The organism is Pseudoalteromonas sp. P1-26, assembly GCF_001401795.1.
Lineage (GTDB): Bacteria > Pseudomonadota > Gammaproteobacteria > Enterobacterales > Alteromonadaceae > Pseudoalteromonas.
Genome location: NZ_LKDX01000028.1, coordinates 1 through 16731, shown reverse-complemented (window position 1 = coordinate 16731; position 16731 = coordinate 1). Strand labels below are relative to the sequence as shown.

The following is a 16731-nucleotide window of genomic DNA, read 5'->3' as shown; positions in this document are numbered from 1 at the left end:
TTTCATGGCGTGCCAAGCGGCTTTAGTTTAAAATTGCACGCAGTTTCGTTTTTACTTTTTACCCGCTGGAGGGTACCGCTATCATTAGTACAGCTAATATCACCATGCAATTTGGTGCTAAACCTTTATTCGAAAATATCTCAGCAAAATTTGGCGATGGTAACCGTTACGGTTTAATCGGTGCGAATGGCTGTGGTAAATCAACCTTCATGAAAATCCTAAGTGGTGAACTAGAGCCATCTTCAGGCAATGTCAGCACAGATCCAAACGAGCGTATTGCTAAACTAAACCAAGACCAGTTTGCTTACGAAGAGTTTTCTGTAATCGACACAGTGATCATGGGTCATAAAGAGCTGTGGGAAGTAAAAAAAGAACGTGACCGTATTTACAGCTTACCTGAGATGAGCGAAGAAGACGGTATGCGTGTAGCAGACCTAGAAACTGAGTTTGCCGAAATGGATGGTTACTCAGCAGAAGCTAAAGCAGGTGAGTTACTAATTGGTGTAGGTATTGGCACAGAGCAACACTACGGCCCTATGTCTGAAATTGCACCAGGTTTTAAACTGCGTGTGTTACTTGCGCAGGTGCTGTTTTCTGATCCAGATATCATGCTACTCGATGAGCCTACCAATAACTTGGACATTTACACCATCAAGTGGCTAGAAGACGTGCTAAACCAGCGCGACTGTACCATGATCATCATTTCGCACGACCGTCACTTCTTAAACTCAGTTTGTACACACATGGCCGACATCGATTACGGTGAGCTTCGTATTTACCCTGGTAATTATGATGAGTACATGTTTGCTGCAACGCAAGCTCGTGAGCGTCTACTAAGCGAAAATGCCAAGAAGAAAAGCCAAATAGCCGAACTTCAACAGTTCGTATCGCGCTTCTCTGCGAACGCTTCAAAAGCAAAGCAAGCCACATCACGTGCTAAACAAATTGATAAAATTCAACTTGAAGAAGTTAAAGCTTCTTCGCGTCAAAGCCCATTTATTCGTTTTGAGCAAGAAAAGCAGTTATTCCGTAATGCCCTAGAGCTAACAAACTTAGAACAAGGCTTTGAAGAGACGTTATTCAGTGGCCTTGAAGGCTTAGTTGAAGTAGGCGAGCGTATTGCAATTATCGGTGAGAACGGTGTTGGTAAAACCACACTATTAAATACTCTTGCTGGTCGTTTAGCACCAAAACAAGGTGAATTTAAATGGTCTGATAACGCTAATATCGGTTATTACGCTCAGGACCATGCTGACGAGTTCGAACAAGACATGAACTTATTTGAGTGGATGGAACAATGGCAACAAGAAGGTGACGACGAACAAGTTGTTCGTAGTTTCTTAGGTCGTATGCTGTTTTCACAAAACGATATCAAAAAGTCAGTAAAAGTGATTTCAGGTGGTGAGCAAGGCCGTATGCTGTTTGGCAAAATTATGATGCATAAACCAAACATCTTATTAATGGATGAGCCAACCAACCACATGGATATGGAATCTATCGAAGCGCTTAACTTAGCACTTGAAGCATACGAAGGGACATTATTGTTCGTATCTCACGATAGACAATTTGTATCATCGCTTGCAAACCGTATTTGGGAAATCAAAGACGGTAAAGTTATCGACTTTAAAGGTACATACACTGAGTACCTAGCAAGCAAAGAAGCTTAATTAGCTGATGAGTGATTAAAAGCCATGCATGTCATGGCTTTTTTGTGCTTCTAGAGTCGCATCTTGATGTGGTCTAAGAGCAATTTATACTGCGTTATCGATTTTAACAATAGAACCTCTATTATTTGCATCAACGCCTTGCAAAATCGCTTTTAATTCCAACTGAAACTCGCATCTTGATGTGAGTTAGGTATATAATACCCGCCACAAAATAAGGACAAAAGTCCGCTTTTTAGAAAACTATTTAACTGAGGTGTATTTATGACTGTTGGCATTATTATGGGTTCCAAATCAGACTGGCCAACGATGGAACATGCGGCGTTAATGCTAGAAAAATTCGGCATTGAATACGAAACTAAAGTTGTTTCTGCTCACCGTACCCCTCAATTACTTGCTGACTATGCAAGTTCAGCTGCAGAGCGCGGCATTAAAATTATTATCGCAGGCGCCGGTGGTGCTGCGCACCTACCAGGTATGGCTGCGGCGTTTACATCACTGCCAGTTTTAGGTGTACCAGTTAAGTCTAAAACACTTAATGGTGTTGATTCATTATTATCTATTTGCCAAATGCCTAAAGGTGTTGCGGTAGGTACTCTTGCTATTGGTGAAGCAGGCGCTGCAAATGCTGGCCTTTTAGCGGCACAAATTTTAGGTTGCCAACAGCCTGAAATCTTCGCAAAAGTAGAAGCTTTCCGTAAAGAACAAACAGACACTATCTTAGCTAACCCTAATCCTGCAGAGTAATATGAATATTCTAATTTTAGGTGCAGGTCAGTTAGCTCGCATGATGAGCTTAGCGGGTGCACCGCTTGATTTAAATGTTGTTGCCTACGATGTGGGTAGTGAAAAAATCATTCACCCATTAACTGGTGAAGTTCATAACAGCACATTACAACAAGCTATTGATAACGCAGACGCGATTACAGCAGAGTTTGAACACATTCCTGATGATGTACTTACATTATGTTGTCAAAGCAATAAGTTTTATCCGGGTAAAGCGGCAATTAAAACAGGTGGCGATCGCGCACTTGAAAAAGCATTACTTGATAAAACAGATGTTGAATGCGCGCCTTACCAGCTAATTACAGAAAAAGCGCACCTTGTTGCTGCCGTAGAGCGTTTAGGCAAGCCACTTGTGATCAAAACTTGCCAAGCAGGTTACGATGGTAAAGGTCAGTGGCGCTTAAAGTCTGATGATCAAATTGACCAAATCTGGTCAGAAATGGCAGATTTCATAGCATCAGGCACTGAAAGTGCGCCGCATTCTATTATCGCTGAAAAGATGATCCCATTTGACCGTGAAGTATCTATCATTGGTGCACGCGACAAAGCGGGTAACACCGTTATTTATCCATTGACTGAAAACCAACACACCAATGGTGTACTTACGCTTTCAGTTGCGGGTAAAGAAAAAGCAGCAATTCAAGAACAAGCAGAGCTGGCATTTAACAAGTTAGCGCAAGAACTTGATTATGTAGGTGTATTAGCAATTGAGTTTTTTGATGTACAAGGTACGTTATTAGTAAACGAAATTGCACCACGCGTTCATAACTCAGGTCACTGGACACAGCAGGGTACACATTGCTCACAGTTCGAAAACCACATGCGCGCTGTTGCAGGCCTACCATTAGGTAGTACAGAGTGTCTTCGTCCTACTGCTATGATCAACGTATTAGGTCAGCCTTCAATCCCACATTCAGTACTCGCAACGCAAGACGTTACTAGTCACTGGTATGGTAAAACGGCTAAACCGGGTCGTAAGATGGGTCATATCAATGTATCGGCCGATAACCTTCACCAATTAGGTGAGCGTTTAGCGGCACTGGCTGAAATTCTGCCAGAGCAAGACTACCCAGGTGTAGCAGCTACCAGCACTCAACTTATTTTAAACTAATCAGTTTAAATTCTTAAAAGCCGAGTTTATCTCGGCTTTTTAATCGCTATTATATATCCACAAACTTCGCTAATTTTGTACCTCTTGTCTCAAAGCACTTGCGTCAGGAACATCTTGCTATAGACTAATATTTTTATATTAATATTAGTTCGTTATGTTACATCCTCGATTTAGAACAGTCGTATTTGCGTTCTTTATGGCGCTGTTTATGTCTGGATTTATGTCTTTAGTGATCAGTATTTTTAACGTTGGTTTAATCGATAACATTGCAACCATTTGGCTTAAAGCATGGGCTTTTGCTTTTTGTGTCGCATTTCCTACCGTTATTTTTGTTGCACCTGTGGTGCATAAGTTAACCAATAAATTTATCAGAGCACCGTTGTGATAGCCGAACGCCCAAAGCAATTTCTTTTTATTACACTATTTTTAGCATCAGCCTTACCATTTGTTGGCTCTGCTACGGCACTTGTTGTTGGTGCTTTGTTTGCTATGGTTTTAGGTAATCCATTTGCTGCTCAGTCACAAAAAATTAGTAAATGGATGCTAAAGTTAGCGGTTATTGGCTTAGGCTTTGCTGTTGATTTTAGTCAAGTAATAGAAGTAGGGCGCAGCTCAATTGTACTTACTATTGTCAGTATTACCGCTATTATTGGCCTTGGTGAAATTTTATCTCAGTTATTTAAGTTAAATAAAAACACCGGTGTACTTATTTCATTTGGTACTGCCATTTGTGGTGGTAGCGCAATTGCTGCAATGGCGCCGGTTATAAAGGCCAAAGATCACGAAGTAGCTATATCACTCGCTGTGGTGTTTTTATTAAATGCCCTTGGCTTAGTGTTGTTTCCGATGATTGGCCATTACTTTGGCCTGACTGAGCAACAATTCGGTGTTTGGGCTGCACTTGCGATTCACGACACAAGTAGTGTAGTGGGGGCTTCCGCTGCGTATGGCGCATCAGCGCTTGCTATTGCCACAACCATTAAACTTACTAGAGCGATGTGGATAATCCCTTATACAAGTATTGCGGGTGTGTTTTGGAAATCAGATGAAAAAGCAAGTATCCCGTTGTTTATATTTGGTTTTTTAGCGGCGGCGCTGATTAATTCGAGCTTTCCTGAGTATCAAACACTGTGGCATACACTCAATGTTGGTGCTAAACAAGTGTTAGTAATGACCTTATTTTTGATTGGTAGTGGTTTATCTATTTCAGTCTTAAAACAAGCGGGCATTAAACCTTTTATCATGGCGATGATCTTATGGATCATTGTCAGCAGTATTATTTTACTACTTATAGTAGACGGATTTATTTCATGAAAAACGCTTTATTAAATTCTTCAATAGCAGTGGCTGTAGGCTTATTTGCTAACAATGTATCGGCTGCTGATCTACGTGTTGCTACCTTTAATGTGAGTATGGATGCAACCAACTATGCTAAAAAAGGCGAAGCAATAGATAAAGACGCTTTAAGTAAAGCATTAGCGAGCAACCACCAGCAAATTCGCAACATTGCCGAAATTATTCAGCGCGTAAGACCTGATGTAATTTTACTCAATGAGTTTGATTATATTGATGCCGACAAAGGCATTAAAGTATTTCGTAAAAACTACCTGCAAGTATCGCAAAATAAGCAGGTTGCCATTGATTACCCGTATTACTTTATTGCACCTGTAAACACTGGTTTACCTACTGAGTTTGACCTAGACAACGATGGTGTAAAGGGGCATTACAAAGGTGACGCACACGGCTTTGGCTTCTTTGAGGGGCATTATGCAATGGCAGTATTGTCGCGCTACCCAATCGATTTAGATAAAGCGCGTACATTACAAACATTCAAATACAAAGATATGCCAAATCCACAAATGCCTATTGACCCTAAAACAGGTAAAGACTGGTATTCTGCTGAAGAGTGGCAAGCAATTCACCTAAGCTCTAAATCTTTTTGGGATTTACCAATAGATGTAAAAGGCAAAACGTTTCATTTGCTTGCATCGCACCCAACGCCGCCTGTTTTTGATGGTGACGAAGACCGTAACGGTAAGCGTAACCACGATGAAGTACGCCTAGTTGCTGATTACATTAACAATACTAACTACATTTACGATGATAAAGGTCAAAAAGGTGGCTTAAAAGCGAAAAGCCGCTTTGTTATTGTTGGTGATTTAAATGCTGCGCCAGAAGGGGGTAAAGCACGCCCTAATACCACAGACCAAATTTTAAAAAATCCATTAGTGAATACTTCTTTTACGCCAACAAGCAAAGGCGCTAAAGAATCGTATAAAGAAGATTACGCTAAAAACTATACCGCTTATTGGCAGGCTCGTGCTGATTACGTTTTACCATCAAATTATGGTATTGAAATAAACGATGGTGGAGTTTTTTGGCCACAGAAAAACTCTGAACTGTTCCGTTTAATTAAAGATCGTAACGCATCATCTGATCACCGTATGGTATGGCTTGATATCAGCTTAAAATAAGCTGTAATTAAACGGAAAAGTTTGGCTGTTTATCCTATAAAAATTGCTATTTCATAAGTGCTTCTGCTTAAATAGGGCGAATTATAATAACCCGTAAGAAGCACTATGAAATTCAAAACCACTGCTAATAAAACGTTAGTGGCTCTCGCAGTCGCATCTAGCTTCATGCTAGCAGGTTGTCAATCAACCGCCTCAACGCCTTCTGAAGAACAAGTTACCAATGTAGCACCAGTTGTTGTTACTCCTGCTGATACAGGTTCAGCTGAAATCACGTTAGAGCAAGCAATGGCTCACCCTGATTGGTTAGGCCGTCAGCCTGAGCGTGCTTTCTGGAATGGTGATTCTAACAGCATCGTTTATGCACAAAAGCAACAAGGCAATGAGTTACGCGATTTATACGTTCAAGCGGTAAATAGCCAATCTGCATCACAATTAGCGTTAAACAAACTACACACTGTAGGCGCTAAAAATGCCGTTTATTCTGCAGATAAAAAGCAACAGGCTTATGCATTTGAAGGTAATATCTTCGTTAAAAACCTAAGCACTGGTCAAATTACACAAATCACTCACGACAGCGCACAGCAATCAAAACCACAGTTTTTAACTGATGGTAGCCTTGCATATCGCCAAGGTAATGCATTTTATAAAGTTGATTTAGCAACGGGTCGTCAAGTTGAATTAGTTAACTTACACCTAGACGATGCACCTAAAGGTGTACAAGAGCCAGACACTTACATTGCAAAAGAGCAGCACAAACTAATTGATTACATTGCGCTGACGCACAAAAACAAAAAAGATCGTGAAGAGCGTAAAGCACAAATTAACGAGCAAAACGACAGCATTGCTAACGCACAATTTTATTTAGGTAAAGGTAAGCGTTTAGCCGATGTACAGCTTTCACCAAATGGCCAAGCCCTTGTTGCAGTAACCACAGAAAGCCGTTCATGGCGTGATGAAGGCGATATAATGCCTAATTACATTGCCGATGATGCACGCGTAAAAGCAGAAAAAGTACGCCGTCGTGTTGCTGATGAAAAACCAATCAGCTCAGACGTTGTTTACATTGACCTTAAATCAGGCGAGCAAACAACCCTTGCATTCGATACCTTACCAGGTTTTGATGAAGACGTACTTGCAGCAGTTAAGAAAGAAAACTACGCTCGTGATGGCAAAACTTATAAGTCTGAAAAAGCACCACGTGCCATCAACTTAATGATGGATTGGGGCTGGGACCAAAGTGCAATCCAATGGAACACAGATGGTTCAAAAGTGGCTCTTATGCTTGAAGCATGGGACAACAAAGACCGTTGGTTAGCCACTGTTGATACACAAAACAACAAACTTGTTTCGCAGCACCGCTTACACGACGATGCATGGGTAAACTATGCATACAATGATTTTGGTTGGTTGAACAACTCAGACACACTTTACTATTTATCTGAAGAGTCTGGTTACAGCCACATTTACAAAAAGCCACTTAATGGTAAAGCAACGCAGCTTACTAAAGGCCAATTTGTTGTTTCTAACTTAACGTTAACGGCTGATAACTCAGCGATTTACTACAAAGCAAACGTTGAGCACCCAGGTCTTTACGAAATCTATCGTGTAAACCCTGCAACCGGTGAGTCTGAGCAAGTAACCAACCTTGATGGTATGACTGATTATCAGTTAAGCCCAGATGAAAGCAAACTATTGCTAACTCATTCAAAAATTATGTCGCCGCCTGAGCTTTATGTTGCTGATGCAAAAGCAAATACCCAAGCAACTCAGTTAACGCACACAGTATCTGACGAGTTCTTAGCGAAAAAACTAATTGCACCTAAGATTGTTGCTGTACCTTCAAGCCACACTGATCAGCCAATTTATGCAAAAGTATATTACCCAGCTGATTATAAAGAAGGTGAAACAGGTAAAAACCGTAAAGCGGTTATCTTTAACCACGGCGCTGGTTACCTACAAAACTCACACATGGGTTGGTCTGGTTACTTCCGTGAGTTTATGTTCCACTCACTATTGGCTTCAGAAGGCTACGTAGTAATGGACATGGACTACCGTGCATCGAAAGGTTACGGCCGTGATTGGCGTACAGCTATTTACCGTCAAATGGGTACACCTGAGATTCAAGATTTAGCAGATGGCGTAAGCTGGATGGCAGACAACGCAAACGTAGATACACAAGCTGTAGGCACTTATGGTGGTTCTTACGGTGGTTTCATGACGTTTATGGCGCTATTCACACAACCTGATTTATTCAAAGCAGGTGCTGCACTTCGTCCGGTAACTGATTGGGCTCACTACAATGGTCCGTATACGTCTAACATCTTAAACCACCCAGATGTTGACCCAATTGCCTATGAAAAGAGCTCACCAATTTACTTTGCTGAAGGTCTTAAGAGCCATTTATTAATTAACGCGCCTATGGTTGATGACAATGTATTCTTCCAAGACTCAGTTCGCTTAGTACAGCGCTTAATTGAGCTAGAAAAAGAAAACTTTGAAACAGCGATCTTCCCAGTTGAACCACATGGTTTTGTACAACCATCAAGCTGGTTAGATGAATACCGCCGTATTCATAAGCTATTTAAAGAAACGCTTTAATTAATAAGCGTAAATGAAAAACAGCCACTTTAAGTGGCTGTTTTTGTTTGTAATAGAATTTATCTAAAATGGGTTATTTGCAGTAAAATTCACTCACATCGAGTACAGTCTTGCTTTGCTCTAAGTCGTTTTCAAAAATTAAATTATCACCCTCTAAACTCATTTTATAGTCTCTCATCCATGATAGATTGGCTATTAACTCCAATTCATAGCGATTAAACGAAACAGGACACTTTAAATACACATAATGGTGAGCAGTTCCAAAAGCTCCAGGGTCTGATGTGTAGACATAAAAGGTGCGATATTCAAATGCCTGTTCTTGGTGAACGTAATCAGTATTTGAGTTAAATATGTTGTTGAATAATATAAGTAAGCCAATACCAAAGAACATTAAGCATGAATATAAAATACTAAGAATAAGGGTCAAATGAGCAATAATTTTATTCTTAAACGATTCTATAACGATACTGTATTTTGCTAACAACAGACAAAACCCAATACAAAGTGAGCAAAATACTATGGTGTAATAAATATTATCAAGGCTTGCCATAAACGTTGGTGAAACAAATTTTAAGTTTACCAATTGGCCAAATAGCCCAGCCAATAGAGGCCCGTAAAGACAGAATAGTATAATGCGAAGGTAAATATGTCCTTTATTTTCATTCATTTAAAGTTCCTTTTTCGAGTTAAAAGAGAATTTGTAAAAAGTGAGAAAGGTTACCCGCGCTTTTTTATTATTTTTATAAAGACAGGTAAAGCCAACAGTGTGCCGCCAATTGCGCCAATAAAGTGGGCATCAATAGCAACATTAGAGGCGATTAGCTGACTCACCGATTCACTCGGGCCTGCTATTTGCTCCCAAATCACTTTAGCCCAAGTACCAGCAAACAATAACCAGCCTGAAAACATGCCTGCTTGTACATCTTTAACTGCACCCCAAATGATCACACCGTGCAGTAGGGCACTTAATCCGGTGTAAATTTGGATATCTGGGCAAAATAGCCACACACCTAACCCACACCACAGTGCAAGAATGGCAATATTAAACGCATAGCGAGCAGGGCTTGTATGCTCAGCGTGAAGTGCCCAAATTAATAAAATTCCGGCACAATTTAAACCTAAATGGGGCCAATTTGCGTGCACAAATTGACTAGTGAAAATGCGCCAAAATTCACCATTTGCAACTAAGTCACGGTTAAATTCGAGATATTCATTTAAGTTAAAAGTAGCAAATAAGGAACTTAGTATTACTAAACACAATGGCGGCAGAATATATTCTAGTTTCAGGGGCAGGTTTATCATGTTATTTTTGTTGTATCTGAGATTGTCGCCTATTGTGCACGTTTAATTTTAAGATGCCAAATACACTACGGGATTAAGTTTATTTATGTTATTCAAAACCAAAGCGCTGTTAGCTCTGTCCACCTCATTAATTTATTCAACGGCTATTTTTGCAACCCCTGCAAAAATTGAAACTCGCGAACCTGAAGCTGCTACAGGCTTTGCTCATAAACAGGTTGTTAAAGGCGATAAATACATGGTCGCAGCAGCAAACCCTTATGCAGTAAAAGCTGGGCAAAAAATGCTTGAGCTAGGCGGCTCCGCAGTTGATGCAGCCATTGCAACGCAATTAGTACTGACACTGGTAGAACCGCAATCATCGGGCATCGGTGGTGGTACATTTATGATGTACTTCGACAGCAAAACCAAAAGCCTAACCAGCTTTGATGGCCGCGAAACGGCTCCAAGCAATGCTGATGAAACACTATTTTTAGATAAGCACGGTAAAGCCGTAAAATGGATTGAAGCCGTTGTAGGTGGTCGTTCTGTTGGTGTTCCAGGTATTTTAGACGCTTTTGCCACAGCCCATAAACGTTACGGTAAGTTAGAATGGCAAACCTTGTTTGGCCCTGCCATTGAATTGGCTGATAAAGGCTTTATTGTTTCGCCGCGTTTACATCAATTATTGGCTAAAGAATTAAACCCAGGGGTTACTAAGCTACCTGTTATTCGTGACTACTTTTTCCCTGATGGTAAACCACTCGCTGTAGGTACCGTTAAAAAGAACCCTGAACTTGCTGCGCTTTATAAAGATATAGCGAAACAAGGCATTGATGCTTTCTATAAAGGTGAAAACGCCAAAGAGCTTGTGCATGCAGTGCAAAACTCAGCAGTTGCACCGGGTACTTTAACGGTTGAAGACTTAGCTAATTACAAAAGTAAAGAGCGTGCACCTGTGTGTGTTGATTATCGCCAATACGAAGTGTGCTCAATGGCACCTCCAAGTAGTGGTGGTGTAGCTGTATTACAGATTTTAGCCTTACTTGAACATAAAGACATGGCAAAACTCAAACCAAACTCTGTTCAAGCATTGCATTACTTTACCCAAGCATCGCGTTTAGCGTTTGCTGATCGCAACGTGTATATGGGTGACCCTGACTTTATGCCAATCCCAACACAAGGATTACTCGATAAAGACTACCTTGCAGGTCGTGCAAAGCTTATTTCTGAAAAAGATGCTCACGCAGAAGCAGGCACACCGCCTAACTCACTTGCATACGCGCAAGATGATGCATACGAGTTACCATCAACCACCCATGTATCGATTGTTGATAGCCAAGGTAATGCGGTTTCGATGACCAGCTCTATCGAAATGGCGTTTGGTTCAACAGTAATGGTGAAGGGGTATATTTTAAACAATCAACTAACAGACTTTGCTTTATCGCCTACCAAAAATGGTAAGCCATTAGCTAATCGCGTTGAAGCGGGTAAACGCCCGCGTAGTTCAATGTCGCCAGTCATGGTGTTTAACAAAGACGGCAGCTTACGTTTAGTGGTTGGCTCACCAGGTGGTAGCCGTATCATTGATTATGTAGCTCAAGTGGTTGTAGGTGTGCTTGATTGGAACCTAGATGCGCAAACAGCTATTAACTTACCGCGCATTACTAATCGCAATAATTACACAAGCCTAGAAAAGGGCACTGAACTTGCCAATGCTGAAGCTGAATTTGTTAACCGCGGACACACAGTTCGTATCCTAGATTTAAACTCTGGTTTACATGCTGTTGAAGTTAAAGACGGTAAACTTTATGGCGCAGCCGATCCGCGCCGCGAAGGCATCGCTTTAAGTGATAAAAGCCACTAAAAACAAGCTCAGCAGCCTTAAAGCTGCTGTGTTTTCATGTATACTATCTGCTATGCTATTTAGAGCATAAAATTCATTTTCTTCAATGGTCTGACAAGGTGAATTGTCATTGCAATTTCGCCTTCAAGAGTAATAATGTCAGGTCATAATTATGACGCATCAAAGCTTGGAAATATGACTACAAATACCGATCCAAATTATCTTTATATTCCTTATTCAGGCCCAGGTCTGATCGAAACGCCACTATTAAATAAAGGCAGTGCTTTTTCACAAAAAGAAAGGGAAAATTTCAACTTAGCCGGTTTACTGCCACCGCGTTATGAAACGATCGAAGAACAAGTTGAGCGTTGTTACCAACAGTATTCAAGCTTTAGCGATAATTTAAACAAGCACATTTACCTACGTGCTATTCAAGATAACAACGAAACACTTTACTACCGTTTAGTGCGTGATCATCTTGAAGAAATGATGCCAATTATCTACACACCTACGGTAGGTGATGCCTGTGAAAAATTCTCAGACATCTACCGAAGTGCCCGTGGTCTATTTATCTCTTATGAAGATCGTTTCCAAATTGATGATATTTTACGTAACGCTACTAAAGGCAAAGTAAAAGTTATCGTTGTGACTGACGGTGAGCGTATTCTTGGTCTAGGTGACCAAGGTATTGGTGGTATGGGTATTCCAATTGGTAAATTATCACTTTACACAGCATGTGGTGGTATTAGCCCAGCATATACGTTACCAGTAATGATTGATGTTGGTACAAACAACGAAAAACTACTTAACGACCCTATGTACATGGGTGCGCGTCATAAACGTATTTCTCAAGAAGAGTATGACGAATTCTTAGATCTATTCATTAAAGCCGTTAAACGTCGTTGGCCAAGTGTGTTACTTCAGTTCGAAGACTTTGCACAACCAAATGCAATGCCATTACTAAAACGCTACCGCGATGAAATCTGTAGCTTTAACGATGACATTCAAGGTACTGCTGCGGTAACTGTAGGTTCTTTACTTGCTGCATGTCGTGTTAAAGGTGCGAAGCTTTCTGAGCAAAAAGTGGTATTTGTAGGTGCAGGCTCTGCTGGCTGTGGTATTGCTGAGCAAATTATCAGTACCATGGTTGCTGAAGGCATTAGCGATGAACAAGCGCGTTCTCAAATCTTCATGGTTGACCGTTTTGGTCTACTTACTGAAGGTATGGAAGGCTTACGTGACTTCCAACAAGCACTTTGCCAATCTAAAGAAGGCTTAAGCGAGTGGACTTACAGTGGTGAGTACGCATCGTTATTAGATGTAATGCACTGTGCACAACCAGACATCCTAATTGGTGTATCTGGCCAACCTGGTTTATTCACAGAACAAGTTATTCGTGCAATGCACGCATCTTGCCCACAACCGATTATTTTCCCGTTAAGTAATCCGTCTAAGCAAGTTGAAGCGCTTCCTTCTGATGTAATCGAATGGACAGACGGCCAAGCGATTGTTGCCTCTGGTAGCCCATTTGATCCGGTTGAGTATAACGGCCAAACGTTCCCAATCCCACAATGTAACAACAGCTACATTTTCCCGGGTATTGGTTTAGGTGTTATTGCTGCTAAAGCAACACGTATCACAGATGCAATGCTAATTGTATCAAGTGAAACACTGGCTGAGTCTTCACCACGTGCAAACTCTGGTAAAGGCAGCTTATTACCAGCATTAACTGAAATCCAATCGTTAAGTAAACGTATTGCATTTGCAGTAGCGAAAAAAGCGATGGAAGAAGGTGTTGCACTTGAGCTGAGCGATGAAGCACTATGGGCAGCAATCGAGAAAAACTACTGGCTTCCAGAGTACCGTAACTACAAGCGTCGTAGTATCTAAGCTATAACGCATTTAGTAATTGAAAAAACAGGCTTTTAACGCCTGTTTTTTTATATCTGGATAACAGGGGTTGTTCATATTGAATTAACCCTTTAAGGTGATAATGAACGGAGTTTTAAATTAAGGAACAGTATTATGCGTAAGTTAGTTTTTACCGCTATGGCCGCCGCGCTAAGTTTTAATGCATTAGCAGAAGCAACACCTGATGCGCCACATATTTATATTCAAGGTAACGCAACGGTTAAAGCAATCCCAGATAACGTTAAACTGACAGTAGGTATTGTTGAAGTAGATAAAGATTTAATTGCCGCTAAAAACAAAGCCGATGCAACCATGGCGAAAGCAATTAAGCTTGCTAAAAGCCAAGGTGTAGAAGAAAAGGGCATTTATGCCTCTAATATCTCAATTCATCGCCAAACAGAATATAACCGCGAAACAGGTAAGCAAAACTTTGTAGGCTACAGAGTAACGCGTAGTTTATCTGTTACGTTAACTGATATAAAAAAATACCCAATAATGCTTCAGCAACTAGTGAACTCGGGTATTAATGAGATTAATCAAACTCAGTTTGTATCAAGCAAGTACGAAGAGCTACAAAAGAAAGCGCAAAAACTTGCTATTAAAGATGCCCGTGCTGCTGCAAAAGAATTTGCCAGTGATTACGGGGTTGAACTTAAAGGCCTTTATACTGCATCAAGTAGCCCACTCGATACAGGTAGCCAACCTTATATGCGTGCCAGTAAAATGGTTATGGCAGAAGCAGCACCAGATAACTATGTACCTGATGCATACAACGGTGGTGAGCTTACGATTACCGCAAGCAGCTATGCGGTATATCTAATCGAAAACTAAATTCAGTTATTTTTTGCTGGCAAACCTTGCCAGCAATTTTTCACCCTGTTGCTCTGAAATACGAGCAATCGCTTTTAGCATATTAGTAATTTGTTCACGGTCGTACTCATTACTAATATGCGTATCTACATCTTCAATAATCGCCCCTAAGTAAACAAATAGACTATCAGTTGCTTTTTCGTTATCAGATGCCCTAAACAATATGTTTTTAAACGCCTCTAATACATTCACCATTACATAGGCATCATTTTTTGCGTAGTTACGAATTGGCGTAAAGTTATCATGCAGTAATTCATCGAATGACGTTTCGTGTATAAATAAGTGCGGTTGATTGTTCTCGCATCGTTTAAGCGAGTAGTTCACATCGTAAATGTCTAAACGCAATATGAGCAATATACTCAACATATCAATGGCTTTTACCGCAGTACCGGGATCGTTAATACCCGGGCTCATAGCTTTTACAGCGATTTCTGAAATTTGCGTCATACCGTAGCGGTAATGATCGCTAATATATTCTTCGATATAAAAGATAAAGCAGTCTAGTAATTGCTCTACTAGCTCAGGTTTGTCAGATAAGTCAGTATCACACTTTAAAAACGGATAACCTTTAACCGTAAAGAAACCTTGCTTAACCGAAATATAAATTTTTATACCGTGCTGTTGGCACAAGGCGCACAATTTGTCGGTATGAGCGCCCTTAAAGTAGCCTTCTGTTTTACTCTTAACACTATGCCAGTCATCAAACTCAGGAAAATGTTCAACAGGGTTTTCTTGTTGCATGTCAATTATGCATTTAAGCTCGCTTTTGGTATTTTTAAACAAGTCGTTTAGTACATTATCGACCTGAATGGCTTTTGAAATTGAGTGAATAAAAAACACAAAAAAGCCCAGCGAAATTAAACCAAACACCAAAGAAAAGAAGATACCGAGCGATGGGATCCCCATGTCGCCATCACCAATGGTACGTATGTTTATCAGCATTAAAATGGTGTAGATAATACTGCCAAGATAAAACCCTAGCACTAATTGGTGTGACTTACGGGTAATAAGCCCAGGTAATACACGCGGTGAAAGGCTGGCACTGGCACTATTAAGCACCACCATAACCATAGAAAAGCTAAAAACGGTTAATGAGATAATACTGCCTGCAAGTGTGCTGAGGATGGTTCGGGCGTTCTCTTCGCTATCGACCAGTAACACGCCAATCAGCTTTTTAAATTCCATTGATAAAGACGAATACTCGACTGCTGTGGTAACTAATCCAAATACTAAAAACACCACAGAGAGCATTGAAGGGTAAAAACCGATACTACTGATCATCTCGCGGTAGTTATCGGCGATTTTTCTTGGCGTAAACATGCACTTCCTTAAGAACTGTTAGACATTAAATATCATACTGAGCTAACCTAACTACTTACTTAACAGCCTAGCAATAAACAGTGCTAAGCGTCTAACTTTAAATAAAAATTGGAAAAACTGTGATTGTTTCAACGTTTGCTGCCATTTTGGCCATTTTATACATTCAACTTAGCTTTCGTGTAATTAAACTGCGTAAAGCAAAACGCATTTCACTTGGCGATGGTGGCGATGCTAGCTTACAAGCGGCAATACGCGCTCATGCTAATTTTATTGAATATGTGCCATTTTCCTTGATTATGCTATTTTTATTAGAGTACCAAGGTCTTCCAAGCCATTATTGCTATATTTTAGGGGCAATGCTCTTGGCTGGCCGTTTTTGTCATAGTTATGCACTCGCTGATAATCTGATGAAATTACGTGTATTAGGGATGATGCTAACTTTCTTAACTATGTTGATCAGTGCAGTGATGTTATTAGTTACACAGGTGTTCTAATATGCAAAAAGTTGTTTTCACACTATCTCTTCTGCTTTTATCAAGTATCAGTATGGCTAATGTGAAAACAATCAATGCTAAAAAAAGCATTAACGCTCCTCCTGAAACTCTTAGGGTGATTTACCCTAAGACGATGCCAAACCTTAATGAAGAAACACTTTACCCGCTCATACTCCTCCGTACCGCTCTTGAAAGAAGTGGTTATAAATTTACTCTCGATCCAGCATCTGAGCTGTTAGGTCAAAACCGAGTTATTAAAGAAATAGAGACAGGGTCAGGCATAAACGTAAACGTTAGTGCATCATTCTTTCTGTAATTTCGCCTGAGCTGGAAAAGGTGCAGGTCAAAGTTTATCCTTTTGATTTACCGACCAAAGTAA

At 40.5% G+C, this 16731-nt stretch carries 15 protein-coding genes; 12 read left to right on the top strand and 3 right to left on the bottom strand.

Annotation, left to right across the window (positions count from 1 at the left end; genetic code table 11):
• The first annotated feature begins 80 nt into the window (after positions 1 to 80).
• From AN394_RS13875 to AN394_RS13845, 7 genes are all read left to right on the top strand, one after another.
• Positions 81 to 1667 (top strand): ABC-F family ATPase, encoded by a 1587-nt coding sequence (locus tag AN394_RS13875; protein ID WP_082422998.1) that lies wholly within the window; start codon positions 81 to 83, stop codon positions 1665 to 1667.
• Positions 1668 to 1928: 261 nt separating this feature from the next.
• Positions 1929 to 2411 carry a 5-(carboxyamino)imidazole ribonucleotide mutase gene (gene purE, locus AN394_RS13870; protein ID WP_054561454.1) on the top strand — a complete coding sequence of 161 codons (483 nt, stop codon included), beginning with the start codon at positions 1929 to 1931 and terminating at the stop codon, positions 2409 to 2411.
• A gap of 1 nt (position 2412) precedes the next feature.
• Positions 2413 to 3561 carry a 5-(carboxyamino)imidazole ribonucleotide synthase gene (locus AN394_RS13865; protein WP_055021802.1) on the top strand — a complete coding sequence of 383 codons (1149 nt, stop codon included), beginning with the start codon at positions 2413 to 2415 and terminating at the stop codon, positions 3559 to 3561.
• Between the two features lie 154 nt (positions 3562 to 3715).
• The gene (locus AN394_RS13860) at positions 3716 to 3946 is read left to right on the top strand and encodes a DUF2798 domain-containing protein (protein WP_055021801.1); all 231 of its coding nucleotides are present in this window, start codon (positions 3716 to 3718) and stop codon (positions 3944 to 3946) included.
• Positions 3943 to 4875 (top strand): YeiH family protein, encoded by a 933-nt coding sequence (locus tag AN394_RS13855; RefSeq protein ID WP_082422997.1) that lies wholly within the window; start codon positions 3943 to 3945, stop codon positions 4873 to 4875. Before AN394_RS13860 ends, AN394_RS13855 begins: the two co-directional genes overlap by 4 nt.
• Positions 4872 to 6035, top strand: a complete 1164-nt coding sequence (locus AN394_RS13850) for an endonuclease/exonuclease/phosphatase family protein (protein ID WP_055021799.1) — start codon at positions 4872 to 4874, stop codon at positions 6033 to 6035. The genes AN394_RS13855 and AN394_RS13850 overlap by 4 nt, the downstream gene beginning before the upstream one ends.
• Positions 6036 to 6140: 105 nt before the next feature.
• Positions 6141 to 8633 (top strand): prolyl oligopeptidase family serine peptidase, encoded by a 2493-nt coding sequence (locus tag AN394_RS13845; protein WP_054561459.1) that lies wholly within the window; start codon positions 6141 to 6143, stop codon positions 8631 to 8633.
• Between the two features lie 73 nt (positions 8634 to 8706).
• On the opposite strand, the gene AN394_RS13840 is transcribed toward AN394_RS13845, so the two are convergent.
• Complete coding sequence (locus tag AN394_RS13840) at positions 8707 to 9300, bottom strand: hypothetical protein (protein ID WP_055021798.1); 594 nt, start codon at positions 9298 to 9300, stop codon at positions 8707 to 8709.
• 50 nt (positions 9301 to 9350) lie between these two features.
• Positions 9351 to 9935, bottom strand: coding sequence for a rhombosortase (gene rrtA, locus AN394_RS13835; RefSeq protein WP_055021797.1), 585 nt, complete (start codon positions 9933 to 9935; stop codon positions 9351 to 9353).
• 85 nt (positions 9936 to 10020) lie between these two features.
• Between rrtA and ggt the strand changes: the two genes are divergently transcribed.
• From ggt to AN394_RS13820, 3 genes are all read left to right on the top strand, one after another.
• Positions 10021 to 11778: a gamma-glutamyltransferase gene (gene ggt, locus AN394_RS13830; RefSeq protein WP_055021796.1), complete on the top strand. Its 1758-nt coding sequence runs from the start codon at positions 10021 to 10023 to the stop codon at positions 11776 to 11778.
• 174 nt (positions 11779 to 11952) lie between these two features.
• Positions 11953 to 13647, top strand: coding sequence for an NAD-dependent malic enzyme (locus tag AN394_RS13825; RefSeq protein WP_055021823.1), 1695 nt, complete (start codon positions 11953 to 11955; stop codon positions 13645 to 13647).
• 135 nt (positions 13648 to 13782) lie between these two features.
• Positions 13783 to 14499 (top strand): SIMPL domain-containing protein, encoded by a 717-nt coding sequence (locus AN394_RS13820; protein WP_054561463.1) that lies wholly within the window; start codon positions 13783 to 13785, stop codon positions 14497 to 14499.
• A gap of 6 nt (positions 14500 to 14505) precedes the next feature.
• Here AN394_RS13820 and AN394_RS13815 read toward each other — a convergent pair whose 3' ends face one another.
• Positions 14506 to 15858, bottom strand: a complete 1353-nt coding sequence (locus tag AN394_RS13815) for a DUF2254 domain-containing protein (protein ID WP_054561464.1) — start codon at positions 15856 to 15858, stop codon at positions 14506 to 14508.
• Positions 15859 to 15977: 119 nt separating this feature from the next.
• Between AN394_RS13815 and AN394_RS13810 the strand changes: the two genes are divergently transcribed.
• Together AN394_RS13810 and AN394_RS13805 are read left to right on the top strand one after the other, a co-directional pair.
• A complete protein-coding gene (locus tag AN394_RS13810) occupies positions 15978 to 16352 on the top strand; it encodes an MAPEG family protein (protein WP_054561465.1) in 375 nt (124 codons plus the stop codon).
• Position 16353: 1 nt separating this feature from the next.
• Entirely contained in the window at positions 16354 to 16668 is a 315-nt protein-coding gene (locus AN394_RS13805) for a hypothetical protein (RefSeq protein ID WP_055021795.1), read from the top strand.
• The last annotated feature ends 63 nt before the right edge of the window (positions 16669 to 16731 follow it).